This is a genomic window from Pseudomonas sp. HR1, from assembly GCF_030175875.1.
Lineage (GTDB): Bacteria > Pseudomonadota > Gammaproteobacteria > Pseudomonadales > Pseudomonadaceae > Chryseomonas > Chryseomonas oryzihabitans.
This window is the reverse complement of the sequence record NZ_JASNRF010000001.1, coordinates 525063-541874: the sequence shown is the minus strand read 5'-3', so window position 1 is coordinate 541874 and position 16812 is coordinate 525063. Positions and strand designations below refer to the sequence as shown.

Genomic DNA, 16812 nt, shown 5'->3' with positions numbered 1-16812 from the left:
CGGCCCGCCCGGGTTGCCCTTGCCGGGCAGATGAGAAAGAGGCCTGGGGCCTCCGGCGGCGATCGGCAGATGGCGGATCGGCGCAGGGTCGCGGATGGCGACGAGGGGTGCAGGGTAGTCGCTTTGCCGCCGGATAGGAAGCCCGGCGTGGCCGCTGTGACGTCCGGAAACAGAAAAGCCCGGCGAACCGGGCTTTGCGACAGCGGCGTGGATCAGCCCTTGTAGGCGGCCACGGCCTTGGTGATCTCGGCGCGGGCGGCGTCGGCATCGCCCCAGCCCTCGACCTTGACCCACTTGCCCTTCTCCAGATCCTTGTAGTTCTCGAAGAAGTGCTTGATCTGCTCCAGCAGCAGGGCCGGCAGGTCGGTGTATTCCTTCACGTCCTTGTACAGGACGCTCAGCTTGTCGTGGGGGACGGCGATCAGCTTGGCGTCACCGCCGGCTTCGTCGGTCATGTGCAGCACGCCGACCGGACGGGCGCGGATCACGGCGCCGGGAGCGACCGGGTAGGGGGTCACGACCAGCACGTCCAGGGGATCGCCATCGTCGGCCAGGGTGTTGGGGATGTAGCCGTAGTTGGCCGGGTAGAACATGGGTGTGGCCATGAAACGGTCGACGAAGAGGGCGTCGCTGTCCTTGTCGATCTCGTACTTGATCGGCGCGTGGTTGGCCGGAATCTCGATGGCGACGTAGATGTCGTTCGGCAGGTCTTTGCCGGCGGGAATCTTGCTGTAGCTCATGAACGGGTCCCTCTGGTCGGTTGGGAAAAGTGGCCGGGAGTATAGGCGCTTTCAGATCGGGGTTCGAGCCTCGGACCCCGGGGGTGTCGGCTGTTGCACGCTCGCCAGGCTGACGGCGAGACGCTGGCGCGGATCCTGGCGGAACAGCTGCTGCAGCTGGGCGTAGACCGCCGGATAGTGTTCGCCGAGCAGGTCGGGGGCGCTGAAGAAGTACTCGCAGGCGACGGCGAAGAATTCCTCGGGGCTTTCCGCCGCATAGGGGTCGAGCGCGGTCTCGGCGTCCGGATCGGCGTCGAGCTGGCGATTGAGGTCGTCATAGGCGTGCTGCAGGGCGCCGGTCCAGGCCGCCTGGGGCATGCCAGGGTGCAGCGGTGGCTGGCCGTTGCACAGGCCGCCGGCGAGCAGGTCGATGAGGTGGGCGAATTCGTGGATGACCAGGTTGTAGGCCTCCCAGCCGCCACTGGCCTGGATGCCGGGCCAGGCCAGCACCACCTGGCCGCGATCCCAGGCTTCGCCGTCGCGTTCCTCGTCCCATTCGTGCTCCAGACCGCCCTCGTCGCGATGGCGCTGGGGACTGACGAAGGCGTCCGGGTAGACGACGATCTCACGGACATTGGGATAGAGCGCCGCTTCCGGCAGGTGCAGCAGGGGCAGCAGGGCCTGGGCGGCCAGCAAGAGGCGGTCACCGTCGTCCAGTTCCAGGCCCTGGAGCAGGGTCAGGCGCTTCTCGGCGAGAAACAGCACGCAGTGCTCGCGCAGCCAGGCGTCTTCCGCGACGGTCAGACCATCGAGGATCGGCAGGCGCTGACGCAGGCGCGCCCAGAGGTCATCGGCGATGGCGACCCGCGCAAGCAGGCGCCGCTCGCGCCAGGCGCGCCAGAAACCCAAGGACTCAGACTCCGCTCTGGACCGCGGCGCGCCGGCTCTTGATCAGGCCGAGGATCATCGGCAACAGGGAGATGCCGATGATGGCCAGCACCATCAGGGTGAGATTCTGCTTGATGAAGGGCACGTTGCCGAAGAAGTAGCCGAGGCTCACCAGACCGCCGACCCAGAGCAGCGAGCCGAGCACGCTGTACGCCAGGAAGTAGGGATAGTGCATGCGGCCGACGCCGGCGACGAAGGGGGCGAAGGTGCGGATGATGGGCAGGAAGCGCGCCAGGGTGATGGTCTTGCCGCCATGGTGCTCGTAGAAGGCCTGGGTGCGCAGCAGATAGTCGCGGCGGAACACCTTGGAATGGGGGTTGCTGAACAGCTTGTCGCCGGCGAAGCGGCCGATCAGGTAGTTGGTGCTGTCGCCCGCCACCGCGGCGAACATCAGCAGTCCGGCCAGCAGATAGGGGTCCATGTCGCCGAGGGCGGAGAGCGCGCCGGCGATGAACAGCAGGGAGTCGCCGGGCAGGAAGGGCATGACCACCAGGCCCGTCTCGCAGAAGATCACGGCGAAGAGAATGGCGTAGATCCAGGTGCCGTACTGGGCGACCAACCCGCTGAGATAGACGTCGAGGTGCAGGATCAGATCGATCGGGTTGAATTCCATGGGGCGTGCCTACCGTGGTTGCGAGGGTCCGGCGGCGATTATAAAGGCAGCCGGGACCGGGTTTTGTGGCCTGGTCGAGATCGGCGCCGGGAAAAAACGCCAGCCGCTCAGAGGTCAGGGTAGGGCAAAGGTTCAGTCCCGCGCCCGGATGGGCGCGGGAGTGGCGAGCCAGGTCTCAGCTCAGCGCCATGTCGATCACCACCCGACCCTCGATGCCGCCGCCGTGCATGCGGGCGAAGATGTCATTGATGTTCTCCAGCGGTTCGGCGCTCACCGTGGCCTTGACCTTGCCCTCGCCGGCAAAGTCCAGCGCCTCCTGCAGGTCCAGGCGGGTGCCGACGATGGAGCCGCGCACCGTGGTGCCGTTGAGCACCATGTCGAAGATCGACAGCGGGAAATCGCCCGGCGGCAGGCCATTGAGGGCGATGGTGCCGCCGCGGCGGGTCATGCCGATGGCCTGTTCGAAGGCCTTGGGCGAGACCGCCGTGACCAGGGCGCCGTGAGCGCCGCCGATCTCCTTCTTGAGGTAGGCCGCCGGATCCTGCTCGCGGGCGTTGACCGTGACCTCGGCGCCCAGCCGGCGGGCGAGGTCGAGCTTCTTGTCATCCACGTCCACCGCCGCCACGTTGAGGCCCATGGCCCGGGCGTACTGCACCGCCATGTGGCCAAGCCCGCCGATGCCGGAAATCACCACCCAGTTGCCCGGCTTGGTATCGGTCATCTTCAGGCCCTTGTAGACGGTGACCCCGGCGCAGAGGATGGGCGCGATCTCGACGAAGCCGACGTTGTCCGGCAGGCGGCCGACGTAGCCGGCATCGGCCAGGGTGTATTCGGCGAAGCCGCCGTTCACCGAGTAGCCGGTGTTCTGCTGGGATTCGCAGAGGGTCTCCCAGCCGCCCAGGCAGTGTTCGCAGTGGCCGCAGGTGGAATACAGCCAGGGCACCCCGACCCGGTCGCCTTCCTTGACGTGGGTGACCCCCGCGCCTACTGCCACCACATGGCCGACGCCTTCGTGGCCGGGGATGAAGGGCGGATTGGGCTTGACCGGCCAATCGCCCTGGGCGGCGTGCAGATCGGTGTGGCAGACGCCGCTGGCGGCGATCTTGACCAGCACCTGGCCGGCACCCGGGGTCGGCACCTCGACTTCGCGGAATTCCAGGGGTTTGCCAAAGGCGGTGACGACAGCGGCTTTCATTGTTTTGGGCATGACGAGTCCCTCATGGAGGCATGATGCGTGGATGAAGCCAGACGGGGCCTGCGCCGGGACGCACCTGTCCACCACGGGCGGCCGTTGCGTCTAGCGTCGGCCACCCACGGGGAGGGGGTGTTGATCCAGGTCAGGCGGGAGGCGCGCCCCGACGTCCTGCTGAGGCGCGCGATCCAGGCGTCGTCTTCGCGGAGCGGCGTTGGCCCCGGGGCACAGTCAGTGGCGGCCGTACCCCGGGGTCTGCCGGTCGCTCCTAGAAGAAGCCCAGCGGATTGATGTCGTAGCTGACCAGCAGATTCTTGGTCTGCTGGTAGTGGTCGAGCATCATCTTGTGGGTTTCCCGGCCGACGCCGGATTTCTTGTAGCCACCGAAGGCGGCATGGGCGGGGTAGAGGTGGTAGCAGTTGGTCCAGACGCGACCGGCCTTGATGCCCCGGCCCATGCGGTAGGCGCGGTTGATGTCGCGGGTCCAGACGCCGGCGCCGAGGCCGAACTCGGTGTCGTTGGCGATGGCCAGGGCCTCGGCTTCGTCCTTGAAGGTGGTGACGCCGATCACCGGGCCGAAGATCTCTTCCTGGAAGACGCGCATCTTGTTGTGACCCTTGAGCAGGGTCGGCTGGATGTAATAGCCGCTGGCCAGGTCACCCTGCAACTTCTCGACGTTGCCGCCGGTGAGGAATTCGGCGCCTTCCTCGCGGGCGATCTCCAGGTAGGAGACGATCTTCTCGAATTGCTGCTGGGAGGCCTGGGCGCCGACCATGGTGTCGGTGTCCAGCGGATCGCCACGCTTGATCTGGGCGATCTTCTTCATCACCGCTTCCATGAAGGGGGCGTAGATGGATTCCTGCACCAGGGCGCGCGAGGGGCAGGTGCAGACCTCGCCCTGGTTGAAGAAGCCCAGGACCAGACCCTCGGCGGCCTTCTCGATGAAGCTCGGCTCGGCCTGCATGATGTCTTCGAAGTAGATGTTGGGCGACTTGCCGCCCAGCTCCACGGTGCTCGGGATGATGTTCTTGGCCGCGCAGGAGAGGATGTGCGAACCCACCGGGGTGGAGCCGGTAAAGGCGATCTTGGCGATGCGGGTGCTGGTGGCCAGGGCCTCGCCGGCCTCCTTGCCATAGCCCTGCACCACGTTGAGCACGCCGGGCGGCAGCAGGTCGCCGACCAGTTCGACGAACAGGGTGATGGACAGCGGGGTCTGCTCGGCGGGCTTGAGCACCACGCAGTTGCCGGCGGCCAGCGCCGGGGCGAGCTTCCAGGCGGCCATCAGCAGCGGGAAGTTCCAGGGGATGATCTGGCCGACCACGCCCAATGGCTCGTGGAAATGGTAGCTGGCGGTCTTGTCGTTGATCTCGGCGGCGCTGCCTTCCTGGGCGCGGATGCAGCCGGCGAAGTAGCGGAAGTGGTCGGCTGCCAGGGGCACGTCGGCGTTGAGCGTCTCGCGCACCGCCTTGCCGTTGTCCCAGGTTTCGGCGACGGCCAGTTTTTCCAGATTCTGTTCGATGCGGTCGGCGATCTTGAGCAGGATCAGCGAGCGGTCCTGCACCGAGGTGCGGCCCCAGGCATCGGCGGCGGCGTGGGCGGCGTCCAGGGCGCGCTCGATGTCGGCGGCGTCGGAGCGGGGGAATTCACCGATCACCGAGCCGTTCACCGGGGAGGTGTTGGTGAAGTACTGGCCTTTCACCGGAGCGACGAATTCGCCGCCGATGTAGTTGCCGTAGCGGGCCTGCAGGGTCAGCAGGGCGTCTTGGGTGCCGGGAGCTGCGTAGCGCATGGTGGGTCTCCTGTTTGTTCTTGTATGAAGCGGCGCACCGATCCTGAGCAAGGTGCGGGCCAAGTCGGGCGAACCCGCATGGTTGCGGCCTTGCGGCCTGTCTCGGGGAAAGCCGCTCCCTGTCACTGTGACAGAGGTGTCACCCCTTGGCGTGACAGCCTGTCACCTGGGGGTGACAGAGTGCCCAGTCCGACCGATTTGGCCTATGCTGGGGGCCGCGCAGACGCCCCCGCGGAGGACAACAACAATGGCCGCCACCCCGTCCGATCGTCATGCCAGCCAGGTGCTCGAACTCGCTCGCGGCGCCGTCCTCGACGGCCCGGCCAGCGATCCGGCCATCGCCCGCTCCTGGCGGCGCTGTCTCGACGAGCACCAGCTCGACCCGGCCGCTCCGGTAGCGCCCTGGGTGCTGGAGCGCGCCCGCTTCGACGAGCATCGCCAGCGCAAGCAGCGGGTCCTGCAGATCGCCCGTGGGCAGATGAATGCCCTGCACCAGCAACTGGGCGGCGCCGGCCATGCCGTGCTGCTCACCGATGCCCGCGGGCTGATCCTCGATTGCGTCACCGCCGAGGCCGAGCGCGAGACCTTCCAGCAGGCCGGGCTGTGGCTGGGCGCCGACTGGAGCGAGGCCTGCGAGGGCACCAACGGCATCGGCACCTGCGTGGTGGAGCGCCAGGCGCTGACCATCCATCGCGACGAACACTTTCGCAGTCGCCATACCCAGCTGACCTGCTCGGCCAGTCCGGTCTTCGATCCGGCCGGCGAACTGCTGGCGGTGCTGGACGTCTCCACCGCCCGCCAGGAAGCCTCGCGCCAGGGTCAGTTCCACACCATGGCGCTGGTCAATCTCTCGGCCAAGCTGATCGAGAGTTGCTACTTCCTCGACCGCTACGCCGACGGCTACCTGCTGCGCTTCCATGCCCAGGCGGCCTATGTCGGTCTGCTCAGCGAGGGACTGCTGGCCTTCGACGACGAGGGTCGCGTCCAGGCCGCCAACGAGACCGCCCTGATGCTGCTGGGCCTGGCACGTAGCGCGGTGCTGGGGCAGCGGATGGAGCGCCTGTTCGAGTTGCGGCAGGACGACCTGCTGGAGCGCGCCCGTCCACAACCCAGCGCCTGCTGGGCGCTGCGTGGCCGCCAGGGCCAGGGCTTCCACGGCCTGGTGCGCGGTCCCCAGGTACGGCCGGTCACCTCGGTGGCGGTGCCCAAGGCGCCCCTGCCCAGCGGCATCTGCCTGGCCGATCCGGCCCTGGCGCGGGATTTCAGCCGGGCGCTCAGGGTCCTGGAGCGCGACGTGCCGGTGCTGCTGCACGGCGAGACCGGCACCGGCAAGGAAGCCTTCGCCAGCGCCCTGCACCGCGCCAGCAGTCGCGCCGGCCAGGCTTTCGTCGCTCTCAATTGCGCGGCCATCCCGGAGACGCTGATCGAAAGCGAGCTGTTCGGCTATCGCGGCGGCAGTTTCACCGGGGCGCGCAAGGAGGGCATGGCCGGCAAGTTGCAGCAGGCCGATGGCGGCATCCTCTTTCTCGACGAGATCGGCGACATGCCGCTGGCGCTGCAGACCCGCTTGCTCAGGGTGCTGGAAGAGCGCCAGGTGGTCCCCCTCGGCGGCGGCGCGCCCCGGGCCCTGGACCTGCGCCTGGTCAGCGCCAGTCACCGCGATCTGGAAGCCCTGGTGGCCGCCGGCAGCTTTCGCGAAGACCTCTACTATCGCCTGCGCGGCCTGGTGGTGACCCTGCCGGCGCTGCGCGAACGCAGTGACCGTGGCGAATTGCTCGATCAGCTGCTGGCCGAAGAGGCGCGTGGCGAGTCGATCCGCCTCGACCCGGCGGCGCGCGCCTGCCTGCTGGCCCAGCCCTGGCCCGGCAACGTCCGCCAGTTGCGCACCGTGCTACGCACCCTGGTGGCCCTGAGCGAAGACGGCCATATCGGCCTGGACGAGCTACCGGCGGAATGTCGTGGCGCCCGGCTGCCCCTGCCGTCCAGCGCGGTGCCGGTCGACAGCGCCCGGGAGGAGCTGCGCGCGGTGCTGGACGACTGCCACTGGCAGATGACCCGTGCCGCCAAGCGCCTGGGGGTGAGTCGCAACACACTCTATCGCTGGCTGCATCAACACGGCCTGCAGCGCCCCCAGGACTGAGAGCCTGTTCAAAGTCTGCTGCGCGTCGGCCAAACGGCGTTAAAAATGGCCTGGAAGGCCAGCCCCGTCGGAATGCTCATTTACTCTTTGTAAACTCGAGCGCGAGTCCGATCCGCTTCCTCAGCTATTTTCGCGGGGCCGCCTAGGCCTTGTTTGTCTCTAGCTCGCGAGCCTTTGAAAAGGCTCTAGCGCACCTTCTTGCACAGGTGGGCGATGCAGGGCGAGACGAACAGACCGCCCCGGTAGGCGCCGGCCAGGGTGCGGCTGGCGACCAGCAGCCACAGCAGGGCCAGCAGCACCACCAGCGCGGCGCCCAGGCCGGTGAAGAAGGGCGCCGCCAGGGCCTCTCCCAGGCGCAGGGTGGTCAGGGCATAGACGCCCAGGGGAAAGGTGAAGCCCCACCAGCCCAGGTTGAAGGGCATGCCCTCGCGGGCCTGACGCTGGGTCACCAGCACCGCCAGCGCCAGCCACCAGAGTCCCAGGCCCCAGAGCAGCAGCGCGCCCAGCAGGCCCAGGCCCCGGGCGATCTCGCCAATGCCGGCCAGGCCATGGGCGGCGAACACCGCGGGCGCCGCGCTGCCCAGTACCAGGAGACCCAGGGCACCGGTGGCGATCGGACCCAGCGCTAGCCAGCTCGACGCCGCCATACTGGCCGGCGGCAGCCTGTGCAGCGCCAGGCGCAGCAGCAGGATCACCAGCAGGCTGAGGGCGACCGGCACCGAATAGGCCCAGAGCACATAGCTGGAGACGAGTACGGTGAAGTGCTCGCCGGCCGCCAGATGCGGCACCAGCAGGCCACCACTGGCCGCCGCCACCTCCGCGGCTACCACCGGCAACAGCCAGACGGCGGTCATCTGGTCGATGCGATGCGCCTGGCGCGTAAACATCAGATAGGGGATCAGCACCCCGCAAGCCAGTGCCATGGCCACATCCAGCCACCAGAGGCCGAGTGCCAGGGGCAGCACCGCCGCGCCCCAGCGCGGCAGGCCGAACAGCAGCAGGCCGTTGATTAGCGTGGCCAGGCCCATGGGGATGGTGCCGATAGACATCGAGACGGTGGCGTGGGCGAAGATCTCGCGGGCCTCGTCGAAGAACAGCAGCCAGCGCGCGGCATAGAGCCCGGCGAACAGGCAGAACAACAGCACAGCGAGCAGCCAGAGCCCCTCGGCGAGGGCGTGCAACCTAGGAAGCTGCCAGGGAAAGGCGGCCAGAGCGAGGGCCAGCACGCCAGTGCCCATGGTCACGGCGAACCAGTTGGGGGTGAACTGGCGGATGACCTCCAGGGGGCGGTCGAGCTGCCTGAAGGGTCTGAGGGCCTGCGCTGGGACAGCGGTGAAAAACGGCATGGCCGGGCTCCTGAAAGGGAAGGCCCTCAGGCTAAGCCTGCTCGCTTATCATTAAAAATGAATGATTATGAAGTATTAAACCATTGGCTGGATAAGGCGCTGCCCGCACGGGGCAGACAGCGCCCCGGCATCAGGGCTTGGCCACGTGCCAGACCTGATTGACGCCATCCCCGGTGGTATCGCCCGGCTTGCTGTCCTTGACCCAGGTATACAGCGGCTTGCCCTGGTAGGCCCATTGCTGGCTGCCGTCGTCGCGGGTCACCAGGCTGTAGCCATCGGCCGCCTTGGCACCGGCGTCGGCCTTCAGGGGCGGCCAGTTCTGGGCACAGGGACCGTTGCAGGCGGACTTGCCCGCGCTGTCCTTGGCGAAGGTGTAGAGCGTCATGCCCTTGCCGTCGACGAGCACCTTGCCCAAGGCGGTGTCGGCGACCTTGGTCGGCGCGGCGGCCAGGGCCAGGCTGGCGAAGGAGAGAGTTGCAGCGGTGATCAGCAGGTGTTTCAGCATGGTCGACCTCTTGTGCTTGTTATCAGGGCGAACGGAGCCACGGCTACTTGGGCATCCGCAAAGCCAGGGATGCCTTGCGCACTCTAGTCGAAATCCTGCCATCCGGGGCCGGCGCAGCGCCGGGTATCCGCGACGGCCATCGCTCCGGCGGCGCGGCCCCCCGTGCTAACCTTGCCGCCGTTCAATCTGCAGCGGAGCCCGCCTGTCATGCACATCCACATCCTCGGTATCTGCGGCACCTTCATGGGGTCGCTCGCGGTGCTGGCCAAGGAAGCCGGCCATCGCGTGACCGGCTCCGACGCCAACGTCTATCCGCCCATGAGCACCCAGCTGGAAGCCCAGGGCATCGAGCTGACCCAGGGCTACGATCCGGCCCAACTGGATCCGGCGCCGGACCTGGTGGTGATCGGCAACGCCCTGTCGCGCGGCAATCCGGCGGTGGAATACGTGCTGGATAAGGGCTTGCCCTATGTCTCCGGCCCCCAGTGGCTGGCCGAGCACGTCCTGCAGGGCCGCTGGGTACTGGCGGTCGCCGGCACCCATGGCAAGACCACCACCACCAGCATGCTGGCCTGGGTGCTGGAGCACGCCGGCATGAGTCCGGGCTTTCTCATCGGCGGGGTGCCGCAGAATTTCGGCATCTCGGCGCGCCTGGGCGGCACGCCCTTCTTCGTGGTGGAAGCCGACGAATACGACAGCGCCTTCTTCGACAAGAGGTCCAAGTTCGTCCACTACCGGCCGCGGACCACCATCCTCAACAACCTGGAATACGATCACGCGGACATCTTCCCGGATCTTGCAGCCATCGAGCGGCAGTTCCACCATCTGGTGCGGACCATCCCCAGCAGCGGCCTGGTCATCCACCCCACTGCCGAAACGGCCCTGGTGCGGGTGCTGGAGATGGGTTGCTGGACCCCGGTGCAGACCACTGGCGCAGGTGGCCAGTGGCAGGCGCGCCTGCTGGCCGAGGACGGCTCGCGCTTCGAGGTGCTGTTCGACGGCGCGATGCAGGGCACGGTGAATTGGGAACTGACCGGCCAGCACAACGTGGCCAATGCCCTGGCCACCCTGGCGGCGGCCCGTCATATCGGCGTGGTACCCGGCCTGGGCGTCGCGGCCCTGAGCGAATTCCGCAGCGTGAAGCGGCGCATGGAAAAGGTCGCCGAGGTGCGCGGCGTGACCGTCTACGACGACTTCGCCCATCATCCCACCGCCATCGCCACCACCCTGCAGGGGCTGCGTGCCCGGGTCGGCAGCGAGCGGATCATCGCCGTCATCGAGCCGCGCTCCAATTCCATGAAGCTGGGCGCCCACCGTGACGGCCTGCCGGCCAGCGTCACCGGCGCCGACAGCGTCATCTGGTACGCCCCGCCGAATCTGGGCTGGGACCTGGCCGGCACCGCCGAGGCCTGCGCCGTACCGGCCGTGGTCTGCGATTCCCTGGAGGCGATCATCACCCGGGTCCAGGCCGAGCTGGACGGCCCCACCCACGTGGTAATCATGAGCAACGGCGGCTTCGGCGGCCTGCACGGCAAGCTGGCCGCCGCCCTGGAGCAGGCATGATGGCCGGCCCGGAACGCATCACCCTGGCGCTGACCGGCGCCTCCGGCTCCCAGTACGGCCTGCGCCTGCTGGACTGCCTGGTGCAGGAGGAGCGCGAGGTGCACTTTCTCATCTCCAAGGCCGCGCAACTGGTGATGGCCACCGAGACCGACGTGGTGCTGCCGCCCAAGCCCCAGGCCATGCAGGCCTTTCTCACCGAATACACCGGCGCTGCACCGGGCCAGGTGCGGGTGTTCGGCCAGAGCGACTGGATGGCGCCGCCGGCGTCCGGTTCCAGCGCTCCGGCGGCCATGGTGGTCTGCCCCTGTTCCACCGGCACCCTCTCGGCCATCGCCACCGGGGCCAGCAACAACCTCATCGAGCGCGCCGCCGACGTGGCCCTCAAGGAGCGGCGGCAACTGATCCTGGTGCCACGCGAGTCGCCGTTCTCCAGCATCCACCTGGAAAACATGCTCAAGCTGTCCAACCTGGGCGTGACCATCCTGCCGGCCTCGCCGGGCTTCTACCACCAGCCGCAGACCCTCGACGACCTGGTGGACTTCGTGGTGGCGCGCATCCTCAACACCCTGGGCATCCCCCAGGACATGCTGCCGCGCTGGGGCGAACATCACCTGTCCGGCAACGATGACTAGGTTCTGTACGAAAAGTCGCCGAGCGAAGATCAGGCAAGGCAAAAATCAGCGAGGAAGCGGACCGGGCTCGCGCTCGAGTTTGCGAATGGTAAATGAGCATTCCGACTGGGCTGGCATTCCAGCTGATTTTTAACGCAGCATCACCGAGCGCAGGCAGTTTTCGTATAGAACCTAGGGCCGTCGCGCGCCTCGGCCTGCTGCTGACGACTGTCCTGGTCCTCGGCGGCTGCGCCACGGCGCGCACCCTGGATGCCGCCAAGCCCGGCGCGCCGGTAGTCTATTCCGGTACCCGGCTGGATCTCTATGCCCTGCAGGGCGGCTGTTGCGCTTGGGAGCGCTTTGGCGCCGAGGCACCGGCCTGGCCGGTGCTGGACCTGCCTGCCAGCGCCCTGCTCGACACCCTGCTGCTGCCGCTGTCCCTGCCGGCCGCCATCGGTGGGCGCGGCAGTGTGCGTGGCGGCCTCTAGAACGCCTTCAGCAACTCGCCGAGCCTGGCCATGGCCGCCTCGCTGCGGGCGTCCCAGGGATGCCCGCAATTGAGTCTGATGCAGTGGCGAAAGCCCTGCTGCGCGGAAAAGATCGGGCCCGGCGCCAGGCTGATGCCTTCGGCGAGGGCCTGGCGGTAGAGCGCCAGGCTGTCCACCCGGGTGGGCAATTCGAACCAGAGAAAGTAGCCACCCTGGGGCCGGCTGACGTGGGTGTCGGCGGGAAAGTAGCGCCGCGCCGCAGTCAGCATGGCCTGGCGCTGGCGATCAAGACTCAGGCGCAGACGACGCAGGTGGCGATCATAGCCGCCGTGCTGGAGGTAGTCGGCCAGGGCGGCCTGGGCCGGCATCGAGGGGGTGATGGTGGTCATCAGCCGCAACCGCGCGACGGCGCCGGCCTGGCGACCGGCGGCGATCCAGCCGATGCGATAGCCGGGCGCCAGGCACTTGGAAAAGGAGCCGCAGTGCAGCACCAGGCCGTCGCGGTCGAAGCGCTTGACCGGGCGGTGCGGTTCGCTGCCGCTGTAGAGTTCGGCGTAGACATCGTCTTCCAGCAGCGGGACCTGATGGCGTTGCAGCAGGCCATAGAGGCGCTGCTGGGCGCTATCGTCGAGACTGACCCCGGTGGGATTCTGCAGGCCGCTCATGAACCAGCAGGCCTTGATCGGCAGGCGACTCAGGGCTTCTTCCAGGGCGTCCAGGTTGAGCCCGCGCTCGGCATCGACGGGAATCTCCACCGCCTTGAGCTGCAGCCGCTCCAGCACCTGCAGGCTGGCGTAGAAGGCCGGGCTTTCCACCGCCACCAGATCGCCGGGACGGGTCAGGCTCTGCAGTCCCAGATTCAGCGCCTCCAGGGCGCCGTGGGTGATCACCAGTTCTTCGCCGACCTCCGGCATGCCGGCCAGGCCGTAGCGCCGGGCGATCTGCCGGCGCAACTCGGGATGACCGGGGGTGACGTAGGCGGTGAGGTCTTGGGCGGGCAGGTCGCGCAGGCCGTGGGCCATGCTGCGGGCCAGGCGCGCCAGGGGAAAGAGATCAGGGCTGGGAAAGGCCGAGCCGAAGGGCACGATGTCCGGATCCTGCAGCGACTGCAGCACCGAATAGACCAGGTCGCTCACCGCGACCTCGGTGCCTTCCAGAGGCGCCAACAGCGGCGCCGCGTCGCGCGCCCGGGCCGGTTCGCGGACGAAATAGCCGGACCGCTCGCGGGCCTCGATCAGCCCGCGACTCTCCAGCAGGTAATAGGCCTGGAACACCGTGGAGGGGCTGATGCCATGGGTCTGGCTGGCGCTGCGTACCGAGGGCAGCCGCTCGCCGGGGGCGAGGACACCGCGGGTCATCAGGGTGGCGAGCTGGTCGGCGAATCTTTCGTAGCGCTTCATGCAGGGCCAGGGCAGGGGAGACCGTCACTATAGCGAGCAGGGCCCCATCTGATCCGGTTTTTCATGTGTCTACCTGCTGCTGTAACGCGGGCGGCGGGAGGCCTAAGCTTTATCCATCCCTTTCTGGCATCCCTCGGAGGCAGCCATGGACGATGGTATCTTCATGATTCTCTTCAGTCTGCTCGCGCTCATCCTGCTCGGCGGCGGCTACTACGCCTGCGTGGTGCTGAACAAGGATCGGCGCGACGTGGAAAAGAACGATCAGCTGCGCTGATCGCCTACCTCGCAGACATCCACCCAGCGCGCCTCGCTGAGGGCGGCCAGCCGCTCCGGGGTGAGGCGCACGCAGCTGTGGATGGCACCCGCAGCCGGTAATACCTCGTCGAAGGCTTTCAGCGATTCGTCGCAATAGACCGGCAGCGGGGTGGCCAGCCCGAACGGGCAGACGCCGCCCACCGGATGCCCGGTGAGGCCTTCCACGGTGGCGGCATCGAGCAGCTTGGCCTTGCCACCGAAGGCGGCCTTGAGCTTGCGGTTGTCCAGGCGCGCATCGCCGCGAGCCACCAACAGCAACTGCTGCTCCCCGACTTTCAGCCCCAGGGTCTTGGCGATCCGCCCCGGCTCCACGCCGTGGGCGGCCGCCGCCAGGGTGACGGTCGCGGTACTGGTGGTGGCCTCGAGGATCTCGAGATCGGGAGCGATGCGGGCGAGGTGCTGGCGGACGGAGTCGAGGCTCATGGGGCTTCCCGTGCAGGTAAACCCCGACTTTCGGCAATCCGTACCGCCCGCGTCAAGGCTGACTCAGCACTCCACGAAGGTCACGGCCAGGCCGCCGCGCGAGGTTTCCTTGTACTTGCTGTGCATGTCCGCGCCGGTTTCCTTCATGGTGCGGATCACCTGGTCGAGGGAGATGAAGTGCTCGCCGTCGCCGCGCAGGGCCATCTGGGCGGCGTTGATCGCCTTGACCGCGGCGATGGCGTTGCGCTCGATGCAGGGCACCTGCACCAGGCCGCCGACCGGATCGCAGGTCAGTCCCAGGTTGTGCTCCAGGCCGATCTCGGCGGCGTTTTCCAGCTGCGCCGGGCTGGCGCCCAGCACCTCGGCCAGACCGGCCGCGGCCATGGCGCAGGCCGAGCCGACCTCGCCCTGGCAGCCCACCTCGGCACCGGAGATGGAGGCGTTCTTCTTGCACAGGATGCCGACCGCGGCGGCGGCGAGCATGAAGCGCACCACGTCGTCGTCGCAGGCGTCGGGATTGAATTTCATGTAGTACATCAGCACCGCCGGGATGATCCCGGCCGCGCCGTTGGTGGGCGCGGTGACCATGCGTCCGCCGGCGGCGTTCTCCTCGTTCACCGCCAGGGCGAAGAGGTTGACCCATTCCATGGCGGAGAGCGTGGAGCCGATGACGTTGGGCTTGCCGATGGCCTGCAGACTTTGGTGCAGGCGGGCGGCGCGGCGACGCACCTTGAGGCCGCCGGGCAGGATGCCCTCGTTGGCGAGACCGTTCTGCACGCATTCGCGCATCACGCTCCAGATGCGCAGCAGGCCGCTGCGGATCTCTTCCTCGGAGCGCCAGCTCTTTTCGTTGGCCAGCATCAGCTCGGCCACGCCCAGGCCATGACGGCGACACAGCTGCAGCAGCTCCGCGCCGCTGGAGAAATCGTAGGGCAGTTCGGTGGTGTCGTTGTCCAGCACGCCGCTGGCGGCCTGGGCGGCGTCCACCACGAAGCCACCACCGATGGAATAGTAGGTCGCCTCGGCCACCTCGCCAGTGGCGCCAAAGGCGGTCAGGGTCATGGCATTGGGGTGATAGGGCAGGCTCTCGTCCAGGAGCAGCAGGTCTTCCTGCCAGTCGAAGTGGATCGCCTGGCGCCCGGCCAGCAGCAGCTGGCGCTCGTTGCGCAGGGCTTCGATGCGCGGCTCCACGGCGGCGGGATCGACGCGATCCGGCCATTCGCCCATGAGGCCGATCAGGGTGGCGCGGTCGGTGCCATGGCCGACGCCGGTGGCCGAGAGCGATCCGTAAAGGCGTACCTCGACCCGCTTGACCTGTTCCAGCAGACCTTCGTCGACCAGGCGCTGGGCGAACAGGGCGCCGGCCCGCATCGGGCCCACGGTATGGGAACTGGACGGACCCACGCCGATTTTGAACAGGTCGAAGACGCTGATGGCCATGACGATAATCCCTGATTGAGCTTGAATGGTCGCCAGACAAGCTGCCGGCGGATGGCTCATAGTGGTGATAAGCCCTCAGCTCGCACAAACGAAAGCTTCTAAGCGATCCTTTAGCGGAACTCATCGATGAGCCGGATCCTCAACGCCCAAACCCAGGCCTGGTTGCAGGTCTTTGCCTGCGCCGCCCGGCACCTGTCCTTCACGCGCTGCGCCGAAGAGCTGCACGTGACGCCTGGCGCCATCAGCCAGCAGATGCGCCAGCTGGAAGAGCGCCTGGGCTTCAAGCTGTTTCACCGCGTGGCCCGTGGCCTGGAGCTGACCGCCGAAGGCCAGCGCCTGGCAACCACCCTGAATCAGGCCTATGGGCTGATCGACGCCGAATTGCGCCGTCTCAACGCCGGTCAGTTCGGCGGCGTGGTGCGCCTCAGGTCGATCCCTTCGTTCCTGGGCAAGTGGCTGACGCCGCGACTGCCGCGGCTGCAGGCGCGCTTTCCCGACCTGCAACTGCGGCTGGTGGCCGAAGACAGCAGCTGGTCGCTGCGCGAAGGCGAATTCGACCTGGCCATCGACCTCAACGACGGCAGCTATCCGGGCCTGGCCTCGACGCCGCTGATGGAGGAAGAGATATTCCCGGTCTGCGCGCCCAGCCTGCTGGCGGGGCGACCGCCGCTGGAGCGGCCGGAGGACCTGGAGTTCTATCCGCTGCTGCACGACATCACCGCCTGGCGCGGCAGCTACGAATACGCCGAGTGGGAATTCTATCTGGCCAGCATCGGCGCGCCGGCGCTGGATGTGCGCCGGGGTCATACCTTCAACCGCAACCACCTGACCATAGAGGCGGCCATCGCCGGCATGGGGGTGGCCATCGCCCGCCGCGCCCTGATCACCGACGAGCTGGCCCGAGGCGTGCTGGTGGTGCCGCCCTTCGGCCGTTCGGTGCCGGCGCACAAGAGGTACATGCTGCTCTATGCCCAGGGCGCCCTGGCCGATCCCCGCCTGCGCGCCCTGCACGACTGGCTGGTGCAAGAGGTCGACCAGATGGTGCTGGCCCAGCCGGCCTGAGGGGCGTGATAGCTCGGTAGTGTGGAAAACGGCGCAGCCTTTTCCGCTGGTGAGTTCGTCGTGAAGCGCGCCCTCACCCCAGCCCTCTCCCAGAGGGAGAGGGGGCTTATCCAAGCGAGGAGGGTCTTGTGCAGGCTCCGTAGCGTGGAAAACGGCGCAGCCTTTTCCGCGGGTGGCTTCGTCGTGAGGCGTGCCCTCGCCCCAACCCTCTCCCGGAGGGAGAGGGAGCTGTCCGAGCGGGGAGTGGCCGCATCGGCG

The 16812-nt window shown here is 67.7% G+C and carries 16 protein-coding genes; 6 read left to right on the top strand and 10 right to left on the bottom strand.

Features of this window, described 5'->3' with window-relative positions:
- Positions 1-212: 212 nt before the first annotated feature.
- From ppa to exaC, 5 genes are all read right to left on the bottom strand, one after another.
- Entirely contained in the window at positions 213-740 is a 528-nt protein-coding gene (gene ppa, locus QKY98_RS02440; protein WP_007161198.1) for an inorganic diphosphatase, read from the bottom strand.
- 51 nt (positions 741-791) lie between these two features.
- Positions 792-1628: a M90 family metallopeptidase gene (locus QKY98_RS02435; protein WP_150339906.1), complete on the bottom strand. Its 837-nt coding sequence runs from the start codon at positions 1626-1628 to the stop codon at positions 792-794.
- A gap of 4 nt (positions 1629-1632) precedes the next feature.
- Positions 1633-2280: a DedA family protein gene (locus QKY98_RS02430; RefSeq protein ID WP_007161196.1), complete on the bottom strand. Its 648-nt coding sequence runs from the start codon at positions 2278-2280 to the stop codon at positions 1633-1635.
- Between the two features lie 175 nt (positions 2281-2455).
- The gene (gene adhP, locus QKY98_RS02425; RefSeq protein WP_058791004.1) at positions 2456-3487 is read right to left on the bottom strand and encodes an alcohol dehydrogenase AdhP; all 1032 of its coding nucleotides are present in this window, start codon (positions 3485-3487) and stop codon (positions 2456-2458) included.
- Between the two features lie 253 nt (positions 3488-3740).
- Positions 3741-5261 carry an acetaldehyde dehydrogenase ExaC gene (gene exaC / locus QKY98_RS02420; RefSeq protein ID WP_044341048.1) on the bottom strand — a complete coding sequence of 507 codons (1521 nt, stop codon included), beginning with the start codon at positions 5259-5261 and terminating at the stop codon, positions 3741-3743.
- A 247-nt stretch (positions 5262-5508) separates the two neighbouring features.
- Between exaC and QKY98_RS02415 the strand changes: the two genes are divergently transcribed.
- Positions 5509-7401: a sigma-54-dependent Fis family transcriptional regulator gene (locus QKY98_RS02415; protein ID WP_284670294.1), complete on the top strand. Its 1893-nt coding sequence runs from the start codon at positions 5509-5511 to the stop codon at positions 7399-7401.
- Between the two features lie 185 nt (positions 7402-7586).
- Here QKY98_RS02415 and QKY98_RS02410 read toward each other — a convergent pair whose 3' ends face one another.
- Both QKY98_RS02410 and QKY98_RS02405 read right to left on the bottom strand, forming a co-directional pair.
- Positions 7587-8747: an SLAC1 family transporter gene (locus QKY98_RS02410; protein WP_284670293.1), complete on the bottom strand. Its 1161-nt coding sequence runs from the start codon at positions 8745-8747 to the stop codon at positions 7587-7589.
- A gap of 130 nt (positions 8748-8877) precedes the next feature.
- The gene (locus QKY98_RS02405) at positions 8878-9252 is read right to left on the bottom strand and encodes a COG4315 family predicted lipoprotein (RefSeq protein WP_027598864.1); all 375 of its coding nucleotides are present in this window, start codon (positions 9250-9252) and stop codon (positions 8878-8880) included.
- A 207-nt stretch (positions 9253-9459) separates the two neighbouring features.
- On the opposite strand from QKY98_RS02405, the gene mpl reads away from it, so the two are divergent.
- The 3 genes from mpl (at position 9460) to QKY98_RS02390 (ending at position 11914) form a co-directional block, all read left to right on the top strand.
- On the top strand, positions 9460-10815 hold the full coding sequence (gene mpl / locus QKY98_RS02400) for a UDP-N-acetylmuramate:L-alanyl-gamma-D-glutamyl-meso-diaminopimelate ligase (RefSeq protein WP_284670292.1): 1356 nt from the start codon (positions 9460-9462) through the stop codon (positions 10813-10815).
- Positions 10815-11447, top strand: a complete 633-nt coding sequence (gene ubiX, locus QKY98_RS02395; protein WP_007161189.1) for a flavin prenyltransferase UbiX — start codon at positions 10815-10817, stop codon at positions 11445-11447. The genes mpl and ubiX overlap by 1 nt, the downstream gene beginning before the upstream one ends.
- A gap of 194 nt (positions 11448-11641) precedes the next feature.
- Complete coding sequence (locus QKY98_RS02390) at positions 11642-11914, top strand: YceK/YidQ family lipoprotein (protein WP_143008557.1); 273 nt, start codon at positions 11642-11644, stop codon at positions 11912-11914.
- Here QKY98_RS02390 and QKY98_RS02385 read toward each other — a convergent pair.
- A complete protein-coding gene (locus QKY98_RS02385) occupies positions 11911-13314 on the bottom strand; it encodes an aminotransferase-like domain-containing protein (protein WP_074584947.1) in 1404 nt (467 codons plus the stop codon). The two genes, QKY98_RS02390 and QKY98_RS02385, sit on opposite strands and share 4 nt — an antisense overlap.
- A gap of 145 nt (positions 13315-13459) precedes the next feature.
- On the opposite strand from QKY98_RS02385, the gene QKY98_RS02380 reads away from it, so the two are divergent.
- Entirely contained in the window at positions 13460-13588 is a 129-nt protein-coding gene (locus tag QKY98_RS02380; RefSeq protein WP_007161186.1) for a hypothetical protein, read from the top strand.
- Here the strand turns inward: QKY98_RS02380 and QKY98_RS02375 are convergent.
- Positions 13576-14052, bottom strand: a complete 477-nt coding sequence (locus tag QKY98_RS02375; RefSeq protein WP_027598860.1) for a YbaK/EbsC family protein — start codon at positions 14050-14052, stop codon at positions 13576-13578. The genes QKY98_RS02380 and QKY98_RS02375 overlap by 13 nt on opposite strands.
- A gap of 63 nt (positions 14053-14115) precedes the next feature.
- Entirely contained in the window at positions 14116-15492 is a 1377-nt protein-coding gene (locus tag QKY98_RS02370; RefSeq protein WP_027598857.1) for an L-serine ammonia-lyase, read from the bottom strand.
- Positions 15493-15618: 126 nt separating this feature from the next.
- On the opposite strand from QKY98_RS02370, the gene QKY98_RS02365 reads away from it, so the two are divergent.
- Positions 15619-16554 (top strand): LysR substrate-binding domain-containing protein, encoded by a 936-nt coding sequence (locus QKY98_RS02365; protein WP_017642882.1) that lies wholly within the window; start codon positions 15619-15621, stop codon positions 16552-16554.
- The last annotated feature ends 258 nt before the right edge of the window (positions 16555-16812 follow it).